General features: G+C 34.0%; 20 protein-coding genes. 11 read left to right on the top strand and 9 right to left on the bottom strand.

What is annotated here, in order from left to right:
* Window positions 1–65: 65 nt before the first annotated feature.
* Entirely contained in the window at window positions 66–923 is an 858-nt protein-coding gene (locus GR162_RS00940) for an MBL fold metallo-hydrolase (protein ID WP_008466075.1), read from the bottom strand.
* Between the two features lie 74 nt (window positions 924–997).
* Window positions 998–1,918 (bottom strand): hypothetical protein, encoded by a 921-nt coding sequence (locus tag GR162_RS00935; protein ID WP_160780652.1) that lies wholly within the window; start codon window positions 1,916–1,918, stop codon window positions 998–1,000.
* Window positions 1,919–2,250: 332 nt separating this feature from the next.
* Here GR162_RS00935 and GR162_RS00930 point away from each other — a divergent pair, with 332 nt between their 5' ends.
* From GR162_RS00930 to sufD, 4 genes are all read left to right on the top strand, one after another.
* A complete protein-coding gene (locus tag GR162_RS00930; protein WP_160780651.1) occupies window positions 2,251–2,580 on the top strand; it encodes an iron-sulfur cluster assembly accessory protein in 330 nt (109 codons plus the stop codon).
* Window positions 2,581–2,665: 85 nt separating this feature from the next.
* Window positions 2,666–4,114 carry a Fe-S cluster assembly protein SufB gene (gene sufB / locus GR162_RS00925; RefSeq protein WP_008466071.1) on the top strand — a complete coding sequence of 483 codons (1,449 nt, stop codon included), beginning with the start codon at window positions 2,666–2,668 and terminating at the stop codon, window positions 4,112–4,114.
* 158 nt (window positions 4,115–4,272) lie between these two features.
* Window positions 4,273–5,019 carry a Fe-S cluster assembly ATPase SufC gene (gene sufC, locus GR162_RS00920; RefSeq protein WP_008466070.1) on the top strand — a complete coding sequence of 249 codons (747 nt, stop codon included), beginning with the start codon at window positions 4,273–4,275 and terminating at the stop codon, window positions 5,017–5,019.
* Window positions 5,020–5,085: 66 nt separating this feature from the next.
* Window positions 5,086–6,402 carry a Fe-S cluster assembly protein SufD gene (sufD, locus tag GR162_RS00915; RefSeq protein WP_008466068.1) on the top strand — a complete coding sequence of 439 codons (1,317 nt, stop codon included), beginning with the start codon at window positions 5,086–5,088 and terminating at the stop codon, window positions 6,400–6,402.
* A gap of 111 nt (window positions 6,403–6,513) precedes the next feature.
* On the opposite strand, the gene GR162_RS00910 is transcribed toward sufD, so the two are convergent.
* The gene (locus GR162_RS00910) at window positions 6,514–6,882 is read right to left on the bottom strand and encodes a hypothetical protein (protein WP_160780650.1); all 369 of its coding nucleotides are present in this window, start codon (window positions 6,880–6,882) and stop codon (window positions 6,514–6,516) included.
* A 2-nt stretch (window positions 6,883–6,884) separates the two neighbouring features.
* Window positions 6,885–8,234, bottom strand: a complete 1,350-nt coding sequence (locus GR162_RS00905; RefSeq protein WP_160780649.1) for a serine hydrolase — start codon at window positions 8,232–8,234, stop codon at window positions 6,885–6,887.
* Between the two features lie 217 nt (window positions 8,235–8,451).
* Between GR162_RS00905 and GR162_RS00900 the strand changes: the two genes are divergently transcribed.
* From GR162_RS00900 to GR162_RS00870, 7 genes are all read left to right on the top strand, one after another.
* Window positions 8,452–9,666: an aminotransferase class V-fold PLP-dependent enzyme gene (locus GR162_RS00900; protein WP_160780648.1), complete on the top strand. Its 1,215-nt coding sequence runs from the start codon at window positions 8,452–8,454 to the stop codon at window positions 9,664–9,666.
* Window positions 9,667–9,680: 14 nt separating this feature from the next.
* Window positions 9,681–10,106, top strand: coding sequence for a hypothetical protein (locus GR162_RS00895; protein ID WP_160780647.1), 426 nt, complete (start codon window positions 9,681–9,683; stop codon window positions 10,104–10,106).
* A 2-nt stretch (window positions 10,107–10,108) separates the two neighbouring features.
* On the top strand, window positions 10,109–10,534 hold the full coding sequence (locus tag GR162_RS00890; RefSeq protein ID WP_160780646.1) for a SufE family protein: 426 nt from the start codon (window positions 10,109–10,111) through the stop codon (window positions 10,532–10,534).
* A gap of 129 nt (window positions 10,535–10,663) precedes the next feature.
* Window positions 10,664–11,074 (top strand): GxxExxY protein, encoded by a 411-nt coding sequence (locus GR162_RS00885; protein WP_160780645.1) that lies wholly within the window; start codon window positions 10,664–10,666, stop codon window positions 11,072–11,074.
* Between the two features lie 94 nt (window positions 11,075–11,168).
* The gene (locus tag GR162_RS00880) at window positions 11,169–11,492 is read left to right on the top strand and encodes an SUF system Fe-S cluster assembly protein (RefSeq protein WP_008466058.1); all 324 of its coding nucleotides are present in this window, start codon (window positions 11,169–11,171) and stop codon (window positions 11,490–11,492) included.
* 74 nt (window positions 11,493–11,566) lie between these two features.
* On the top strand, window positions 11,567–12,076 hold the full coding sequence (locus GR162_RS00875; RefSeq protein ID WP_160780644.1) for a DUF2480 family protein: 510 nt from the start codon (window positions 11,567–11,569) through the stop codon (window positions 12,074–12,076).
* Between the two features lie 79 nt (window positions 12,077–12,155).
* Window positions 12,156–13,106: a DUF3078 domain-containing protein gene (locus GR162_RS00870; protein ID WP_160780643.1), complete on the top strand. Its 951-nt coding sequence runs from the start codon at window positions 12,156–12,158 to the stop codon at window positions 13,104–13,106.
* Between the two features lie 96 nt (window positions 13,107–13,202).
* Here the strand turns inward: GR162_RS00870 and hflX are convergent, their stop codons facing one another.
* The 5 genes from hflX to GR162_RS00845 form a co-directional block, all read right to left on the bottom strand.
* Complete coding sequence (hflX, locus tag GR162_RS00865) at window positions 13,203–14,435, bottom strand: GTPase HflX (protein ID WP_160780642.1); 1,233 nt, start codon at window positions 14,433–14,435, stop codon at window positions 13,203–13,205.
* A 166-nt stretch (window positions 14,436–14,601) separates the two neighbouring features.
* A complete protein-coding gene (locus tag GR162_RS00860; RefSeq protein WP_160780641.1) occupies window positions 14,602–15,459 on the bottom strand; it encodes a hypothetical protein in 858 nt (285 codons plus the stop codon).
* A gap of 137 nt (window positions 15,460–15,596) precedes the next feature.
* Window positions 15,597–16,934: a DUF5689 domain-containing protein gene (locus GR162_RS00855; protein ID WP_160780640.1), complete on the bottom strand. Its 1,338-nt coding sequence runs from the start codon at window positions 16,932–16,934 to the stop codon at window positions 15,597–15,599.
* A gap of 18 nt (window positions 16,935–16,952) precedes the next feature.
* Window positions 16,953–19,772, bottom strand: a complete 2,820-nt coding sequence (locus tag GR162_RS00850) for a TonB-dependent receptor (protein WP_160780639.1) — start codon at window positions 19,770–19,772, stop codon at window positions 16,953–16,955.
* 202 nt (window positions 19,773–19,974) lie between these two features.
* Entirely contained in the window at window positions 19,975–21,189 is a 1,215-nt protein-coding gene (locus GR162_RS00845; RefSeq protein WP_160780638.1) for an MFS transporter, read from the bottom strand.
* Window positions 21,190–21,411: the final 222 nt, after the last annotated feature.

Below are 21,411 nucleotides of genomic sequence, written 5' to 3'. Positions count from 1 at the left end.
TTTAATTTGATTTAAAAATCCCGTTTTCAGAATGTTGAAAACGGGATTTTTTTTATTTGATTTTGCTACAAAATTTCTTCGCAAGTAAAAACATCTTTCAATCGAACACCTTTTTCGGTATGTTCAACAGTAATTATTTGATTGTGGGCATCGTGTTCCAGAAACAAATAATGATTGTTATCTGCAGCCAAATTCAAGAACTTTGATTTCTCCGGCATTGTCAGCAAAGGTCGCGTATCGTAACCCATAACATACGGCAACGGAATATGTCCGGCTGTTGCTAATAAATCGGCACAAAAAACAATCGTTTTATCTTGATATTTGATATAAGGAATCATCTGTTTCTCGGTGTGGCCATCGACATAATAGATGTCGAAATTTAATTCTTTAGAAAAACCAAAATCAGATTCAGGTCTCTCAATAAAATGTAATTGGCCGCTTTCTTGCATTGGCAGAATATTTTCAGACAAAAAAGATGCTTTTTCACGGGCATTAGGTTTTGTTGCCCATTCCCAATGATTTTCGTTTGTCCAAAATTTAGCGTTTTTAAAAGCTGGTTCGTAACCCGTTTTATCCGAATTCCACTGAACGCTTCCGCCACAATGATCAAAATGAAGATGCGTCATAAAAACGTCTGTAATATCGTCTCGGTTAAAACCATATTTCGCTAAAGATTTATCTAAAGAATGCGATCCCCAAAGCGAATAATACCCAAAAAACTTTTCTGATTGTTTATCGCCCATTCCTGTATCAATCAAAATAAGACGATTTCCGTCTTCGATCAATAAACATCGAGCAGCAATATCAATTAAATTATTAGCATCGGCAGGATTTGTCTTGTTCCAGATTGTCTTCGGAACAACACCAAACATTGCACCTCCGTCTAGTTTAAAATTTCCGGATTCTATTGGGTAAAGTTTCATGAGAATGATTTTCTAAAAGAACAAAGCTAGAAAATTCAAACTCCTTTTGCTAAATTTTAAAGTCAAAAAAACTTTTATTCTAAAGTTACAGAAGTGCTTCCCATTATTTCCTGCTTATCAAAGTAATTCACAAAATAAGTTCCCTTCTTAAACTGGTCAGCATTCAAAATTCCGTACGCATTTACCGATTTGCCTTGAAAATCTGTACTTACTATAAAACTGTAAACAAGCGCTTTCTCATTACCAAATTCAATCAGTTTATTATCTCCCAAAACGGTGTTTTTCTGATCTAAGACTTGAACATAAAAAACTCTTTTTCCAGTTTTTGCAACGGCATTTCCGTTAACAGTAAAACTAATTTTAAGTTTTTTTGTATTCTTTGCTTTCGTTGTTTCCAATTCGGCTCCAGAACTTTTTTCACGAAGCGCAACTGCTTTAAAATTGCTTAGATACAATTTTGAAGCATCTTTTAAAGTCGATTCTAACTTTTTTTGTTTAGAAACCAATGTGTCGTTTTCCACCTTTTGTTTATACATGACAACATTCTGGCTTTCAATTTCGGTCAGTAAATTTTTATTTTGAGATTTCAGTTTTTTAATTTCCTGAACTCTGCTTTCTAATGATGCATTCAAATCTGAAAGCTGATTTCGATAAACTCTTATCTGCTCCGCCGATGGATTATTAGAAGCTTTAATAATTGCGACTAAGTTCTCAACATTTTTACGCTCTAACTCTAATTCTTTAGATAAAGCTGTTTTTTCTAAAATAGCCTGATCGTATGCATTTTTTAATGTATTTAGAGAATCCAAAATATTCTTTTGCTCACTTGTTTCCTTACTTTCAAATGAGATGCTATTGGCAATACTTTCCTCTTTTACTTCGCTATTATTCTTATCAGGTTCACTGCTAAAAACCCAGACCACAGCACCTACTCCTAAAACAAAAATTATAGCAAACATGGGTTTAAACCACTTTATTTCATTTTGTTTTTTCATAATTACTCCAAATTTTTTGCAAAAATAATTGAATAAAAAATGGCTTTAATCAGTAGAAATACTTGTTTTTTAACATTTAGGAGCGATATTTGCAGCTTAATTCTAAAAAAGGATTTCTTTTTAAATTTTAGAACTGTTTTTAAGATCGATTTTGTCAAAATAAGTATTATCTATTTTCTCATTTGTTATAATAATGTGAACCGTTATGGAAAAAGGTTTTTAAGTCGTATCTTTGCAGACAATTTCTATTTAACATTGAAAATTAGCGTTTTAAATCTGTAATAATTTTTATACAGAAGTAAATGTTCATTAAAAACAAACATCTAAGAACCATGATAAAAGTTTCTGATACTGCCAAAAAGAAAATCATCGACTTAATGAAAGACGACGGTTTTGATGCTGCGCACGACTATGTAAGAGTTGGTGTAAAAAGCGGCGGATGCTCTGGTTTATCTTATGAGTTAAAATTTGATAAAACCAAAAACGACAACGACAAAATATTTGTAGACAACGATATATCTATTGCTGTTGAAAAAAAATCATTCCTTTATTTAGCTGGAACAATCTTAGAATTTTCTGGCGGATTAAACGGAAAAGGTTTTGTTTTCAATAATCCTAACGCGAGCAGAACTTGCGGATGCGGAGAATCATTTTCTCTTTAGTCAAAAGCTGAAAGTTCTCAAGTCATAAAGACTTTGATTGACTTTCGAATTTTAGACTTCAAAACATTAGACAACAACAAAAATAATGAGCAAATACACCGAAGACGATTTAAAGATCGAACTGGAAACTAAAGAATATGAGTACGGATTTTATACCAATATAGAATCTGAAACTTTCCCTATTGGCTTAAACGAAGAAATTGTAAGAGCTATTTCTCTTAAAAAAGAAGAACCTGAATGGATGACCGAATGGCGTATCGAAGCTTTCCGTGCTTGGAAAGAAATGATCGAACCAGAATGGGCAAACGTAAGTTATGAAAAACCAGACTTTCAGGCGATTTCTTACTATTCAGCTCCAAAACAAGTAGATCCTAATAAAACTTTGGACGATGTTGATCCAGAATTATTAGAGATGTACAAAAAATTGGGAATCTCTATCGACGAACAGAAAAAAATGAACAATATCGCAATGGATATTGTTGTCGATTCTGTTTCTGTTGCTACTACTTTCAAGAAAACTTTGGCTGAAAAAGGAATTATTTTCTGTCCGATTTCTGAAGCAATCAAAGAACATCCAGAATTAGTGAAAAAATATTTAGGAACTGTTGTACCTCAAAAAGATAACTTCTACGCAGCGTTAAACTCAGCAGTTTTCTCTGACGGAAGTTTCTGTTATATTCCAAAAGGCGTTAAATGCCCAATGGAACTTTCAACTTATTTCAGAATCAACCAAGCAGGAACTGGACAATTCGAAAGAACGCTGGTTATTGCTGACGAAGGAAGCTACGTTTCTTACCTTGAAGGATGTACTGCTCCAAGTCGTGACGAAAATCAATTACACGCTGCTGTGGTTGAATTAATCGCTTTGGATGATGCTGAAATTAAATATTCTACCGTTCAAAACTGGTTCCCTGGAAATAAAGAAGGAAAAGGTGGAGTTTACAACTTTGTAACCAAAAGAGGTTTATGCGAAACAAACGCTAAAATTTCTTGGACACAAGTTGAAACAGGTTCTGCCGTAACTTGGAAATATCCTTCTTGCGTATTAAAAGGAGATAATTCAGTAGGAGAATTTTATTCTATTGCTGTAACAAATAATTTCCAACAGGCGGATACTGGAACAAAAATGATCCATTTAGGAAAAAACACTAAATCGACTATTATTTCTAAAGGTATTTCGGCTGGAAAATCACAAAATAGCTACCGTGGTTTAGTGCAAATCTCGCCAAGAGCAGAGAATGCAAGAAACTTTTCTCAATGTGACTCATTATTAATGGGTAACAATTGTGGTGCACATACTTTCCCTTATATCGAAAGTAAAAATCCAACTGCAAAAATCGAGCACGAAGCAACTACAAGTAAAATTGGAGAAGATCAGGTTTTCTATTGCAACCAAAGAGGTATTCCGACTGAAAAAGCGATTGCCTTAATTGTAAACGGTTTCAGTAAAGATGTCTTGAACAAACTTCCAATGGAATTTGCTGTTGAAGCACAAAAATTATTAGAGATTTCTTTAGAAGGATCTGTAGGTTAAAAAAATTTCAGGTTTCAGGTTTCAAGTTTTTGATCCTAAACTTACTTTTGCAACCATTAAAAAAGAATTTTATATCATATTAAAATAAAAGATTTTTCAAAGTTTCGCTTTTCAGCACAACTGAGAACTTGAAACTTGAAACTTTAAACAAAAAAAAGATGTTATCAATAAAAAACCTTCACGCCGCAATTGGTGATAAAGAAATCCTTAAAGGAATTAATATAGAAGTAAAAGCTGGAGAAGTTCACGCTATTATGGGACCAAACGGTTCTGGAAAAAGTACACTTTCTGCTGTAATTGCAGGAAACGAAAACTATGAAGTTACAGATGGTGAAGTAATTCTTGACGGAGAAGATCTTGCTGATTTAGCTCCTGAAGAAAGAGCGCACAAAGGAGTTTTCCTTTCTTTTCAATATCCAGTAGAAATTCCTGGAGTTAGCGTCACTAACTTCATGAAAACGGCTATCAACGAAACTCGTAAAGCAAACGGACAAGAAGAAATGCCTGCTAACGAAATGTTGAAAGTAATTCGCGAGAAATCTGAATTATTAGAAATTGACCGTAAATTCCTTTCTCGTTCTCTTAACGAAGGATTTTCTGGAGGAGAGAAAAAAAGAAACGAGATTTTCCAAATGGCAATGTTAGAGCCAAAATTAGCTATCCTTGACGAAACCGATTCTGGTCTTGATATCGATGCTTTAAGAATCGTTGCTAATGGTGTAAACAAATTAAAAAGCGACAAAAACGCTATTATCGTAATTACACACTACCAACGTTTGTTAGATTATATCGTTCCTGATTTCGTTCACGTTCTTTACAACGGAAGAATCGTAAAATCTGGAGGAAAAGAATTAGCATATGAGCTAGAGGAAAAGGGTTACGATTGGATCAAGGCAGAAAACTAGTTTAGAGTTACAGTTTGCAGTTTGCAAAAACTCATAACTCATAACTCATAACTTACAACTAAGAAAATGGATTTAAAAGAAAAATTAGTATCGTCTTTTATGGCTTTTGAAGAGCGTGTCGATGTACATTCAGATTTACATGACATACGCACAAATGCTTTAAAAAACTTCGAAAATAAAGGTTTCCCAACCAAAAAAGAAGAAGCTTGGAAATATACATCGTTAAATGCCATCCTAAAAAATGACTTTACGGTTTTTCCAAAGCAAGAAAATGCAATCGAATTTAACCAAGTAAAAAAATACTTTTTACACGAAATTGATACTTACAAATTAGTATTTATCGATGGGGTTTTCAGTTCGCATTTATCTTCTACAACGCATGACGGAATCGATGTTTGCTTAATGTCTTCGGCATTGACCAAACCAAAATATAAAATGGTTATTGATACCTACTTTAATCAAATTGCGAGTAAAGATGACAGCTTGACTTCATTGAATACGGCTTTTGCAATTGAAGGTGCATTTATCAATATCCCAAAGAAAAAGGTGGCTGACAAACCAATTGAGATTATGTATTTCTCAACTGGAAATGAAGCTGCTTTAATGGTTCAGCCAAGAAATTTGGTTATTGTGGGCGAAAATTCACATGTTCAAATTATTGAGCGTCACCAAAGTTTGAACGAAAATCCGGTTTTAACAAACTCTGTTACAGAGATTTTTGCCCAAAAACGTGCGATTGTTGATTATTACAAAATTCAAAACGATAATAACGAAGCGAATTTAATTGACAATACTTACGTTTCTCAACAGCAAGAAAGCCATGCGTCTGTTCATACTTTCTCATTTGGAGGAAATTTAACTCGTAACAACTTAAACTTTTACCATTTCGGAGAAAGATTGACAAGTACACTTAACGGAATTTCTATCTTAAATGACAAACAACACGTTGACCATTATACTTTGGTAAACCACGCAACGCCGAACTGCGAAAGTTTCCAAGATTATAAAGGAATTTTCTCTGATCGTTCGACAGGAGTTTTCAACGGAAAAGTTTTGGTTGAAAAAGAAGCTCAAAAAACAAATGCTTTCCAAAAAAGCAACAATATTTTATTGAGTGACAAAGCAACTATCAATGCAAAACCTCAATTGGAAATTTTTGCTGATGATGTAAAATGTTCTCACGGATGTACTGTGGGACAATTGGACGAAACAGCAATGTTCTACATGCAGTCACGCGGAATCCCGAAAAAAGAAGCTAAAGCTTTATTGATGTACGCATTCTCAAATGCCGTTATCGAAAGCATCAAAATACCAGAATTAAAACAAAGAATTACTAAAATCATTGCCATGAAATTAGGTGTGAATTTAGGATTTGATTTGTAATTCATTTAACCGCAAAGAGCGCTAAGATTTACGCAAGGTTCGCAAAGTTTTTCATTAAGCTTGTGAACTTTGCGCTTTTTACTTGGCTCCCGATAGCTATCGGGATTGCAGTTAAACTTCTTCCTTGTGAAAGGTTTTTAGCAAATTAAAATTGTTACTAAGAGGTGAGTAAAAAAAGTTTATTGGATCTTTTTCCAAATTTATTTTGAATGTTATTTTGCCCAAACCTATCTCTTCAACATCTTTTAAATCAACTTTAGTATCATCAAAATAAATACTTTTTTCATCAAATTCTATTGTTTTATATTTCTTGAACATTTGCATCAAAATAAACGAAGACAAAGAAAACACTATACATAATAACAAGGCAAGGGTTTCCACAAACGCACTATAAAGCAAAAAGCCTAATGAGCCTATGAAAATTATTTTTGAAACTAAATTATACCAAAAACTAATTTCATGATTTAATTTATACTTCATAATTATTTCCTCAAACTATCAATTACATCCCTCAAAAACCCATTAAAATCAAATCCTGGTTCTTCTTCCCTCACCCCCATTCTCACAATCACCATATCTTTTGACGGAATAATCGCTACCATTTGCCCTTGGTAACCACTGCAATAAAACATATCACGAGGAACGTCTGGAAATTTTCCTCCTGCGTTTAACCAGAATTGTGCTCCGTATTTTCCTTCAGAAGTATTGGTTGGAGTTGCTGTATATTTTACCCAGCTTTCATCAAGGATTTGCTCTCCGTTCCAGTTTCCTTTATGAAGATATAATAATCCAAATTTTGACCAGTCTCTTGGAGTTGCCCATCCGTATGATGAACCTACAAAGGTTCCAGACATATCTTGTTCTACAATCATCGAATTCATTCCGATTTTGTCGATTACGGCACTGTACCAAAAATCTAGATATTCTTGCTGTGTTTTAAAATGTCTTCTTAAAATCAGTGACAATAAATTGGTTGTTCCTGAAGAATAATTCCAATGCGTATTTGGTTTAAATTGAGCAGGTTTTTCCAATTGCACTTTTCCCATATCTTCGGCTTGAAAAAGCATTTTTGTTGCATCGCAAATCGTACTGTAATTTTCTTCCCATTCTAAACCAGAATTCATGTGAAGCAAATCGTTAAGCGTAATGTTTTTTCGTTCATCCTTTTGCCATTCTGCAACTGGCGCAGGTTTATAAATATCGATTTTTCCTTGTTTTGCCAGAACTCCAAAAGCAGAACTTGTTATACTTTTGGTCATCGACCAACCTAGAATTTTACTGTCTTTATTAAAACCTGTATCGTATTTTTCGGCAATTAAATGATCTTTGTATAAAACGACAATTGCACGAGTTCTTTTAATTCTTCCTCCCGTTTTATCAAACGCATTATCAACCGCTTTTTTCAATTTGGAATAATCAATATTCGCGAAAGTAGAATCTTTTGGTTCGTTATTTCCGTATGGAAAAGGAAGATTGTTTTCTAATTTTGTTCTTTTTGGAAGCAGATATGGTTTTGTAATATCAAAATCATCGTTAATCAAAGTTGCCCCAAGACCTTCGCGATAAATAGCTTTCCTTTCTTTCAATCCGTAAACAGAAGAAATAGCAAATTTCCCAGCATCATCGATTGAGTTTTTAGCCAAATCAACCAAATTGATATCATTGTCGGTTTTCTGAATTAAATCCAACGGACGATTGTCAATAAAATGCCCTGACGCAACACTTTTGGCCGAGAAACCAGAAATCAAATCAAGCTTCGGATAGGTCGTAAATCCGAAATACAAAAAAGCAAGAACCAAAACAAGAAGAAGTACTTTGAAAAATTTTTTCATGATGATTAGATATTTTACTGCAATATAAATAATTTATGTTCACGATTTTAGAACTCAAATTAGAAATCTGTTTCGGATAATTCAGAAAAGCAAATCATTTTTTGCAGAATCAGTATTTGCTCCTGTAACAATGACGCCATAAAAGGAAATTATAGAATTCCTGTATAAACAAATTTAGTTTTAGTACTTTTGTAAATAGATTTTTTCTAAATAAGACATGCTAGATATTCAAAAAATAAGAGCTGATTTCCCGATACTTTCGCAAACTGTAAACGGAAAGCCATTAGTATATTTCGACAATGGAGCTACTTCGCAAAAACCACAAGTTGTAATTGATGCAGAAGTAAAATATTATAACGAAATTAATGCCAACATTCACCGTGGCGTTCACACTTTAAGCCAGTTAGCAACTGATGCTTATGAAGTTTCACGCGAAAAAGTAAAAAACCATATCAACGCAAAACATGCTCATGAAGTACTTTTTACTTCGGGAACAACACACGGAATTAACTTAGTTGCAAACGGTTTTGCTTCGATTTTAAAAGCTGGTGACGAAGTTGTGGTTTCTTCATTAGAACATCACAGTAACATTGTGCCTTGGCAAATGTTATGCGAAAAAACAGGTGCAGTTTTGAGAGTAATTCCAATTGATGAAAACGGAGAATTAATCATTTCAGAATTTGATGCTTTACTTTCTGAAAAAACGAAAATCGTTACGGTAAATCATATTTCAAATGCATTGGGTGTAATCAATCCAATAAAATATATTATCGATAAAGCGCACGCTGTTGGTGCTGCAGTTTTAATTGACGGTGCGCAGGCCGTTCCGCATTTAAAACCGGATGTTCAAGAATTAGATTGCGATTTTTATGCTTTTTCTGGCCATAAAATGTGCGGTCCAACGGGAACTGGAATTCTTTACGGAAAAGAAGCTTGGCTGAATAAACTTCCTCCTTATCAAGGCGGTGGTGAAATGATCAAAGAAGTTACTTTCGAAAAAACAACGTACGCAGATCTTCCACATAAATTTGAAGCTGGAACTCCAAATATCGCGGGCGGAATCGTATTAGGAACTGCAATTGATTATTTAAACAGTGTTGGTTTCGAAAACATTCAGGCTTACGAACACGAACTTTTAGCACACGCTACAAAACGTCTTAATGAAATTGAAGGTATTCGAATTTACGGAAACACCAAAAATAAAGCTTCTGTAGTTTCGTTTAATATTGATGGAATCCATCCGTATGATGTTGGTTCTATTATAGATAAATTAGGAATTGCCGTTAGAACTGGACATCATTGCGCACAACCCATTATGAATTTCTTCTGTATTCCGGGAACAATTCGTGCTTCGTTTTCTTTCTATAATACTAAAGAGGAAATCGATCAAATGGTTGATGCAGTTAAGAAAGCACAAACTATGTTAAGCTAACAAAAACAAATTATATGCGAATAGTATCATTATTACTCCTGACGCTTTTTATTGCTACGGGATGCTGCAGTCAAAAAAAAGCAGATATGAAATCTACACAAATTGAATATTCTGCAATGTCGAGAGGCTATTACAAAAGTATTGTAGTCCAAAATAAATCGGTTTCTGTTGTTAAAGAACGCAACGCCGAAGCTGTTAAAAGCAATATTGATGATGCAAAATGGAATAAAATTGTTGATGCCTATTCAAAAGTAAATTTAGAAAGTCTTTCTTCTCTAAAAGCGCCAACTGACAAACGTACTTATGATGGCGCAGCGATAGGAAATTTAAAAATAACTAAAGATGGAAAAACATACGAGACAGCAGGTTTCGACAATGGTTTTCCGCCAAAAGAAATCGAAAAACTAGTAAACTTATTAGTTGATTTTTCTAAAGAATAATTATGACAATAAAAGAAATACAAGACGAAATAATAGACGAATTTTCAATGTTCGACGACTGGATGCAACGTTATGAGTACATTATCGAACTAGGAAAAAGTCTTCCGTTAATTAAAGAAGAATACAAAACCGACGATAATCTAATCAAAGGCTGTCAATCTAAAGTTTGGTTGCAAGGTGAAGAACAGGGAGATAAAATTGTCTTTACAGCAGACAGCGATGCAATTTTGACCAAAGGTATAATTGCGATTTTAATTCGTGCTTTCTCTAATCAAAAAGCAAAAGATATTCTGGAAGCTGATACTGATTTTATAGACGAAATTGGCTTAAAAGAGCATTTATCTGCAACTCGTGCCAACGGTTTGGTTTCGATGATAAAAAACATCAAAATGTACGCTTTAGCTTTTGACGCAAAAAACAAAAGTTAAAAAAATTTAAACCATATACGTCATTTAAGAAAATTAAAGTTTGGCTTTAAATAAATGACTTATATGGTTAGAAAAAATAAAAAGTAGGTTTTATCTTTCTTTTTTATTTGTGTTATTGCCAAAAAAACAATGATTACAAAGAAATATTTGACTGATTTAATTTACAAGGTAAATGGAGCGGCGATTGAAGTTCATAGAAAAATTGGAGCAGGGCTTTTAGAAAGCATATATCATCAGTGCATGATTAAAGAACTTTCTATAAGAGGAATTAATTTTGAATCCGAATTGAAAATTCCTGTTGAATATAAAGGTTTGCAATTAGAATCAGATTTAAGATGCGATCTATTTATAGAGAATTGTTTAGTTCTTGAACTAAAAGCAGTCGATCATATAATTCCAATTCATGTTGCTAAATTAATGTCTTATATGAAACTTCTGGAGTCACCAATAGGATTAATGATAAATTTTAATGTAACAAATATTTATCACGAAGGTCAAAAAACATATGTCAACGATCTATATCGCTGGCTAGAAGAATAAAAATAAATTTATTAAACCACATAGTCAATACAAGAAAATTTAAGTTTTGCTTTAAATGAACTTATATTACTTATATGGTAAAAAAACCAAAAAAATGGAACAAGAAATAGACACAAACGAATTAGGAGAATCAATCGTAAGAGTTTTAAAAGGCATTTACGATCCTGAGATTCCTGTAGATATTTACGAATTAGGATTAATCTACGACGTAATGGTAAACACAGATTACGAAGTAAAAATCCTTATGACGCTTACCTCTCCAAACTGCCCAGTTGCAGAAAGTTTGCCAAGAGAAGTAGAAGAAAAGGTAAAAGCAATCGAAAACATTAAAGATGTAGACGTTGAAATTACTTTTGATCCACCTTGGAGCAAAGATTTAATGAGCGAAGAAGCTAAATTAGAATTAGGAATGCTTTAAAAAAGTATACAGCTTGCAGTCTCAGTCTCAGTGCTCAACTGCGGCTGAAAACTGTGACTGAAAACTAAAAGGAAATGGAAGAAATCATCAATAAAGTTGCCAATAGTGCTTTAGAAGTTTTTGATCTTGAGGATTATTACCCAAAAGGAATGCACGTGCAGATTGACATTTCACAATGGCTTTTGGAAGGATTTTTATTGAAAGAAAAAGACTTTAGAGAGCACCTTAAAAACCACGATTGGTCTCAATATCAAGATCAATATGTTGCTGTGTATTGCAGTACAGACGCTATTATTCCGGCTTGGGCATTAATTTTAGTTGGTGTTCATTTGGCTCCTTTTGCCAAAAAAGTAGTAAACGGAACTATAGAAGATCTTGACGCTAGCCTTTATGAAGAGCTTTTAAGCAAAATAGATTATTCTGTATACAAAGGCAAACCGGTTATTGTAAAAGGCTGTTCTAGAAAGCCAGTTCCTATGCGTGCTTACATTTTGGCTACTAATTATTTACAGCCATTTGCCCGAAGCATTATGTATGGCGAAGCATGTTCGGCAGTGCCTTTATACAAAGAATCTAAGAAATAACCTGCAATAACAATGCAGCAAACCTTAACTTTCCATTGGTTTTTAGTATATTTGGTAATACACTTCTAAACTAAAGACCATGAGAAAGCTAACCCTATTACTTTTCATTTTAGTAAATTTCACATTTGTACAAGCCCAAAACACAGAAAAAGAACTAGCGCAAAACACCGAAAAAGCCGTAAAAAAAATCAATGACACAATTGAAAAAGAAGGCTGGAAAGCAAAAGGAACCGTGTCGCTTTTATTAAATCAGTCCAGTTTCAATAATTGGATTGCTGGAGGTGAAGATAGCTTTTCTGGAACACTAGGAATCAATTACGACTTCAATTACAAAAAAGACGATTTAACTTGGGATAATAAAGTTCTCGCGTACTACGGTCTATTGCAAACTAAAAATGCCGACTTCGAGAAAAAAACAGACGATAGATTTGAATTCAATTCAATAGTTGGAAAAAGAGCATTTGGAGAATGGTATTACTCTTATTTCTTAAACTTCAGAACGCAGTTTACAACCGGATACATTTATGGCCAAGATGAAAATGGAAAAGAAATCAGAACCGAAAACACCAAATTCATGTCTCCTGGTTATCTAACTACTGGTCCTGGTATTTATTGGTCCAAAGATGAAAATCTTAAAATAAACTTTGCACCGCTAACCTCAAAATTCACCTTTGTAGACAAAGCGTATACCTCTGCTATTGATCCAGCTACAGGCCTGCCTTATCCCGACGGATATTATTTTGGAGTCGATGCCAATAAAAGCATGCGTTACGAACTCGGATTCTATGCTTCTGTTTATTACAAATTGGCCATTATGACTAATGTAACTGCCGAAAACACTCTAAATTTATATTCAAATTACTTGGAAGATCCTCAAAACGTCGATATTAATTATTCGCTAAACATTGTCATGAAAGTAAATAAATTTCTATCGGCCAATTTTTCTTTCCAGACCATATATGATGACAATGCTTTTCAGGGTTTTCAAACCAGAGAAGTATTTGGGCTAGGAATTAATTTTGGTTTTTAATTTTCAGAACCAAATTATAAGGTTTTGAATTCGACAGTTCAACATCAATTTTATTATAAAAAAACGGCTTTTGATTTCTCATAAGCCGTTTCTATTTTATTCCTCATCTTCTTTTTCAACTGCATCCTTGTAATCTGGATATAAGAAATTGTTGTAAGGAAAACGCGTAATATGGATTTGGCGAACGGCTTCATAAACCGTTTCTCTAAATTCTTCAAAATTCTCTTTATTTCTAGCAGAAATAAATAATGCTTTGTCCTGACCTACATTACTCATCCAAGTTTGTTTCCACTCGTCAAGTGTCCAGTGTTTTCTGGTTCTTTCTGTAATCAAATCATCTTCATCAATGGTAAGATGTTTGTAAGCATCGATTTTATTAAAAACCATAATAGTTGGCTTGTCGTTGCTTTTTATCTCTTGCAAAGTCTTATTTACAGACTCGATATGATCTTCAAAATCTGGATGCGAAATGTCTACCACATGAAGCAATAAATCGGCTTCACGAACCTCATCTAACGTACTTTTAAACGAATCGACTAATTGTGTTGGAAGTTTTCGAATAAATCCAACTGTATCAGAAAGTAAAAAAGGAAGATTTTTAATCACTACTTTTCTAACTGTTGTATCTAAAGTTGCAAACAATTTATTCTCAACAAAAACATCACTTTTACCAATTGCATTCATCAAAGTCGATTTTCCAACGTTGGTATATCCAACAAGAGCTACACGAACCATAGCTCCACGGTTGCTTCGTTGAATGCTCATTTGTTTGTCGATCGTTTTGATTTTATCTTTCAATAACGAAATTCGATCGCGCACAATACGTCTATCGGTTTCAATCTCTGTTTCTCCAGGTCCACGCATACCAATCCCTCCTTTTTGACGCTCAAGGTGTGTCCATAAACCAGAAAGTCTCGGAAGCAAATATTGACATTGCGCCAATTCTACCTGAGTTCTTGCATATGAAGTTTCGGCTCTTTGCGCAAAAATGTCTAGAATCAAGTTGGTTCTATCTAAGATCTTGCAGTCAATAATTCTTGAAATGTTTTTCTGCTGTGATGGCGTTAATTCATCATCAAAAATTACAGTCGATATTTTGTTTTCTTTTACAAAAAGATTGATGTCATCAATTTTTCCCGTACCCACAAAAGTTTTCGGATTAGGGCGTTCCATTTTTTGCGAAAAGCGTTTAATAACTTCACCTCCCGCGGTAAAAGTCAAAAACTCCAATTCGTCTAAATATTCATTTAGTTTTTCTTCACTTTGATTCTGAGTGACAATACCAACAATTACTGTTCTCTCAAAATTTATAACTTCTTTTTCTAACATAGTCTTGAATAAGGTGCAAATTTAATCATTTGTCAGCTACAATCAATTATACAATTTTGTTTTTACATTTATATTTAGAAGAATACATTACAAAAAAAATGGAACCCGTTAAGATAAACTCAACTAAAGTTCCACTTTTCAAATGAATGGTCTAAGTTTAAAACCCTTATTCGTAAATAAACGTTTTTTCCGTTTTCACAATTCCGTTTTCTTCTATCTGAGAGCAAGAAATCGGATAGTTTAATTTGTTGTATTTGTATTTTCTGCTTATTGCAACTAATGCTGTAGATGATGGGCTGAAATTAACTTCATTATTATAAGAAATTGATTCAAACTCAAACTCTTCTTCGTGATATGAAATCATAGGAACAATTACTTTGTAATTATCCCCAAAAAGACTTTGAACGATTAATTGATCAACCGATTTTTTATCATCATAAGTAAATGATTTAGAGATTTTATCTCCAACCAATCCCTTATGTCTTGACACATTATCGTTTACATAAACGTATTCTAATTTGCCAATGATAGCCTTGTTTCTATCGCGTGACGTACGTCTTACAATAATTCCGTTTTCAACAAGATATTCAATATCATCTACTAAATTCTGATGATTCGTACTCTTTTTTGTTGTTACTTTTACTCTTGCTCCCTCATAAACAAATGAAACAGTTTTGGTAATGTAATTTGGTCCTTCCTGGTATTTTTTTACAAATTTGGTAATGTTGTTGTCAGCATCGTAAGTGTAATTGATTACTTCTTTCCAGTCGCTTCCCACTTTATCTTTTACCGTCATATCCAGCAATCCATTCTTGTTGTAATAAAAATGCTGTACAACATCTGAAGTGGTTATTGTTTGAAGCTTACCATCTTTAAAAACCATTGTTTTGTTAACAATTTCGCCGTCTTTAGAGTTCTGGTAATTTGTTTTTACAATGTTGATCTGCTTTAGCTTAACATTATCTTGACTGTGCATCAAGAAAGGAAACACCATCAATAAGATGGCAATAAAGTAGGTTCTCATATTTGTTTTTGTATTGATTTGGGACGACCAAAATACAAAATTCAATTAAATTTTAACAATTTGAAATACAAAAACTACAAACTTTTCAATAATACTCTAAAATTCAGCCTATTAATTTTCTTTTTACAAAATACCGCTTACTTTTCACCAAATATCTTAATATCATCAACCATAAAAGCACCATTTAATGTTTTGTCCTTTCCAGATCCGATGTATTTAAAAGCAATATTGATGTTTCCAGAATAAGCTGAAAGATCTATTCCTCCCGAATTTATAAACTCACGCGCAGGAGTTGAAAGTGTTGGAACCTTTGCTTCCAATTTTGTCCATTTTGCTTTGGTCACGCTTGCGCCATCAAAATTAGTTGAAACGTAAATCTCGAGCGTATTTAACGGAGAATCAATTTTCAAATCGTGTTGTGCACTTCTAAAAGAAAGCACTGCATTTTTATATCCTGTTAGATTTATTTTAGGCGAAACAAGCCAAGCCACGTTCTCGGCTGCAGTTGTGCTTGTTGTATTGAATTCTGCATAACCATTACCAGAATATACCATACTTTTCCAGAGTTTTGTTGCTTTTTCTACAATATTACTCCAGCCTGGAAGCGCAAAATTGACATTGTTTTTAACCGACTGAAAGTCTTCTGAAAAAAATGGAGTATTTCTTTTTCCATTCATCACAATATCACTTTCGTATCGAACCATAAATTGATAATCTGTACCAAATTTGGTTAGAATTCCTTTCACTTTTCCGCTTCCTTCCGGTACAGCATGATCTGCAAATTTTGCATAACTACTGGTTCTAAAAATAATCTGATTTCCTGTTTTGTCTCTCAAATACCAGTTTGTTGAACCTCCAACATTATTAGATTCTTCAAAATAATGGCGTCCTAATGCGGCTTCGGTAAATTCCACATCTTTTAATTCTATCAAAGTATTTAGCTTAGAATCCGAAAGCGCTTCTTCCACAGAAAGTGATTTAACCAACTGGTTCTCGTCTATATTTGTGCACGAAGCGTTTAATACATTTTTATATTCGTTTTGGGAAATTCTGCCAATTGTTGGATCACCAGCATTACTCACATACAAACTCCCAATTCTTAAACCGCCGTAATACAAATCTGTAAATTGATTTTTAAGTTTTACAAACACTTTATTTCCCACTCGGAAATCTATATAAGTATTTGTGGCATCAATAGGCACGCTGAAACCAATTGCTGACGCTTTTTCAGTTTCTTTGGTCTGCAATGAAATAGTCTTAAAAAAATTGCCTCCTTCGTCGCTCGAAACTACGTAAGCTTCAATAATGTCGTCATACAAATATTGTTTCGCTGTTGTACCCGAAAGCTCATAGACTTTTTCTACGCTTTTATTTACAGTAAAATTGGGTTGATTACATTTTAACTCTGGTGTTTCAACTTCTTTACTGCAAGCATATAATAGTGATAAGATAAAAAGCAAAATTAGTTTTTTCATGAGAAATAAATTTTCAGTTTATAAACCGATTGTAAGATTTAGAAAATAAGTTCGGCCATAGCCATAATAATATTTCGGACCGAAAGATGGTGTTCCGCTTGAAACATCTTGATTCAATGCTCTAAAATTGGCATTTCTTGCCTGTTCAAAACCGCCTGTTTTATATATTAAATCCAAAACATTATTGACACTGGCAAAAAGTCCCACATATTTTTTATGAATACGCCAAGATTTGCCTCCGTTAAAATTCAGCAACATGACAGGTTTAAATTTTTCTTGTTTTAGCAATTCATTCCCTCTTTCGGAAGTTGCCTCAGGAAAAGGAAAACCATTTGCCGGATTGATGTAAAATTGAGATGTTCTAGAAATTGGCGAAACATCGATATAACTTTCAGCTAAATAATTAATGTTAGCTCCAATCCACCAAAACTTTGGATCGCGGTATTCTATTCCAAATGAATAGGCTTGCTGAGGAGTTCCCGGCTGTTTGTAATTCTTTAAATAAGCTGGCCCAAAATCAAAAGTGCTTTGTGCTCCTTCTTTTGCCCTATTGGCATCGTTTACAATCATTACATCCGGATTGCTGCGATAGATGTAATTCCCGAATGCTGCCGATAAAGTTGTTTTTAATGTTGGCCAAATTTGATATTCAAAACTTAATTCTGCTCCTGTATTTTTCTTATCCAAGTTGGTCAGAGTTTGGCTGACAAATGCATTTGTCGAATCATAACCAGAACCATTGTCAAAAATACCTTCAGCATAGAAATAAGAAGTTCTGGAAGTATTTTTAATTGCTGTATAATAGGCTGTTAAGCGTAATTTGAGTTTTGCTGAACGATATACATAATTAGCCTCAGCGCTGCTGATATTTTCACTTTCAATTCCGTCTACGGCATTATTATTCAAACGTGAATTTGAAAAAGTATTCCGCAGAGAAGGCGCTCTTGTAAAATGTGCGGCATTAAAAAACAACAATTGTTTTCCTGAAATTTTATAAGTGAAACCGCCTTTGAAACCGAAATTCTCAAAATTTACTTTCTCACTTTTTCCCAATGAATTTGTCGGATACAATCCGTTTTGATACAATCCTTCTCTCTGATAATCTGTCATCGAATAAGATTGTGTCAAGAAGAATTCTGTTTTATTATAACTAAATTTAAACTGCGTGAAAACATCTAAAGTATTAGCCAATAAATTGTAATTGTATCCGTAAATATCTCCTACTCCAATTTGGCGATTTGGATGCAGCAAATCTGATTGCGAAAGATTTCCTTTGTAAAACGGATCTATATCTTCAAAATAGGCTCCGCCAAGAAGATCCAGCAAATACTGAAAATTATGCGATTTTAATTTCTTAAAGATAAATCCGCCATCAAAAGAAATATTAGGAGTTATCTGTGTATTCAGATTTGAATTTACTGCTAAAGTTCCATCATCTGTTCTGTCTTCATAAAGCACGTAATGGCTCTGCGCAGGTACATAACTACTCTGTTCTATTTTTTGATTGGCAAAATACATTTCGTTCCAATTAATCTGCGGATTGGCTAAAAATGCGATTTTGCTTTTTTCTGCATTTTCATAATCTGGAGTAAATTCACCCGAAAACTCACCTTCATCTTTTGCATAAAGCGAACTAAAATAACTTGGCATTTTTTTGTAATAAACAGGATCTGGACTATCGGCATTTTGATAATCGATATTGGTGTTTCCAACTTTCCCAAACTGATACATTATTCCCGAATTCAAACTGGTTTTATCATCAATTTTAAAATAATGATTGAGCATAAGGAGCGGCTCCTCTACATTCTTCATTTTAGCATTTCGCTTTTTACCATTCTGGTATCCCCAATACGAATTGTATTTTTCACCCATTAAATCGGTAACTTCATTGGTATTGGCTGAATTCTTTCCGCGCGAATTTGGTGTATAAAACCCTGTAAAATTGATTGAATTCCTTTTGTTTAATTTCTTTTCAACACTAAGAAAAAAAGAATCAGCATCGAAATTTGTGCCTTCAAAATAACCTTCATCAGCCCAACGCTTTCCTGCCGAAACCACAAAAGCCCACCCAGAAGCATTCATTCCTGAGGCATAAGTTCCGATTGCTCGCCACAAGTAAGTAGTATTGCTTCCAGAAAACGTGAGCGATGCTCCTTTTCTATACAAAGAAGCGCGTGTAAAAATCTGCTGTGTACCCAAAATACCCCCAAAAGTATAATTGGAAGCTGCTGTTCCAACCGAAAATTCCTGATTGCGAAGCACATTATTTAGACCTCCCCAATTGCTCCATTGTGGTCTGCCATCATAGATTTTGTTCATGGCCATTCCGTTGAGCATTGTGATTGCATTTTCGCTGTCTAAACCACGAACACGAAATCGAGCTTGTCCCCAATTGAAAGCCGCTGCCTGCATAAAAGCATCTCTTGATGATTGCAAAAGTCCCGAAGTCATTTCAGACGAACTGTTGTCATCAGAAAAATCGCTATCTGATAAAGTAATCAATGCAGCAGGAACCTCATCCGAATACGTATCTTCTAATTGTAATATTCCGAGATTAATATTCTGTCCGGCATTGGACTTTACTTTCAAAAGAAAATCTTTGTATCCTTGGCTTCTTAGTAAAAGTAATTGTTCTTTTTGGGGAAATATATGAAGTTCAAATTTTCCCGACTTTGACGTAAGCTGCATCACAGCCGTGTTCTGTATCGTCACCACTACATTTTCGAGTGGATTCTGAGTTCGGGCATCAATAACAATTCCTGTTACCGTAATCTCTTTCTGCGAAAAAGCGAAATTAAGAAAACATACGAAAAAGAAGATAGCGTACTTTTTTACCATTTAAAAAATCCAATTTACTTTGAAAAAATAATCTTAGGATCGAAATCCTCTTATTCAAAAGATAAAATTGTTTTTTGGAAAAAGAGCGTTTTAAAAACTCAAGCTATTGCTTGATTTCAAATATAGACAAAATATTTAAAAACAAATAAATTCTTACAAATTTTATTCGTTTTTAATAAATGTTAGTCAAAAGTTGTTGATCTTAATTTCTAATTTTAGAAACCATAAAGGCAATCAGAACGCCAAAAATTCCGATAAAGGCAAAAGAAAACTGCAGTCCGAAACTTTGCGCAATATGTCCAATTACTGGTGGTCCCATTAAGAAACCTAAGAAACTTACGCTAGATACAATCGTTAAAGCTTCGCCTGCTGGAACAGTTGGGTTTTTCCCTGCAATGCTATATACGGTAGGAACAATCGTTGCAACGCCCAGACCTACAAACATAAAGGCAATCGTACACGGAATGATATAAGGAAGAAAGACCGCTGTAAAAAGTCCAGCCGAAATCATAACACCGCTAATCTGCATGACGCGTTCGCGTCCAAATTTATTTATTAATCCGTCGCCAAGAAATCGTCCGCTAGCCATCATAATCATAAAAGAAGTATAACCTAAAACTACCAATGGTCCTGGCGCTTTTACAATATCTTTAAAATAAACGCCACTCCAGTCAAACATAACACCTTCACTGGCCATACTGCAGAATCCGATAACGCCTAACCAAAGCAAAGCTGTATCTGGTTTTACAAATAGCTTTTTGCCTTCTTCTTTTGGTTTCTTTTTTTCTTTGGCTCTTACCAAAAATTTAAAGTTAAATGCCACCATCAATAAAACAATTCCGGCTACAATAATAAAATGATGCAGCGGACTTAATTTTAAAGCCAGCATTCCTAAACCCACCAGCGCACCAGTAAATCCGGCAAAACTCCACATTCCATGAAACGAAGACATGATTGTTTTTTTGAACAAAACTTCGGTATAGACCCCTTGTGTGTTTACGGCAATATTGGCTAGGTTTCCGAAAAGACCAAACAAAAATAATCCGAGGGATAATTGCAATGCTGTTGTTGCCAAACCTAAATTGATAAGGCATAAAACATACATTATTAAGGAGAAAATCAAAATGCGATGGCTTCCAAATTTGGTAACCATTTTGCCCGAAAAAGGCATAATAACCAATTGACCAACAGGAAGTGCAAAAAGTATAGAACCCAAATCGCCTTCTGTTAAATGCAAAGCCGTTTTGATATCTGGAATTCTACTCGCCCATGTGGCAAAACTCAAACCCATTCCGAAATAAAACATTCCGACAGCAAAACGAATGCGATTTAAATACGAAGCTTTGGCTTCTCTAAATACTTTCTTGATTTTTGCCTTGGTCTGAAAAAGCGATAATGGATTAATGTTTATCAGCATATTGAATTGTATTGGAATGTTGTCAAAAATACTAAAAACGCTCGTCAAAGTGTACAAAACCTACGGTTATGCACAATATACAACGTTATTGTTTATAAATTCAAAGGTTTTCATTTGAATTTAGCTTATTAAAATTACAATTTTTCGGGTTTAGTAGAATTAGAATTTGGTTCAATTTTTTATATACGCAAAAAAGGAGCATTCTCCATTTTTTTGTGACGC

Source organism: Flavobacterium sp. HBTb2-11-1, from assembly GCF_009826975.1.
GTDB lineage: Bacteria > Bacteroidota > Bacteroidia > Flavobacteriales > Flavobacteriaceae > Flavobacterium.
Note: the sequence above shows the minus strand (reverse complement) of the source record. Positions and strands in the feature narration are given on the sequence as shown.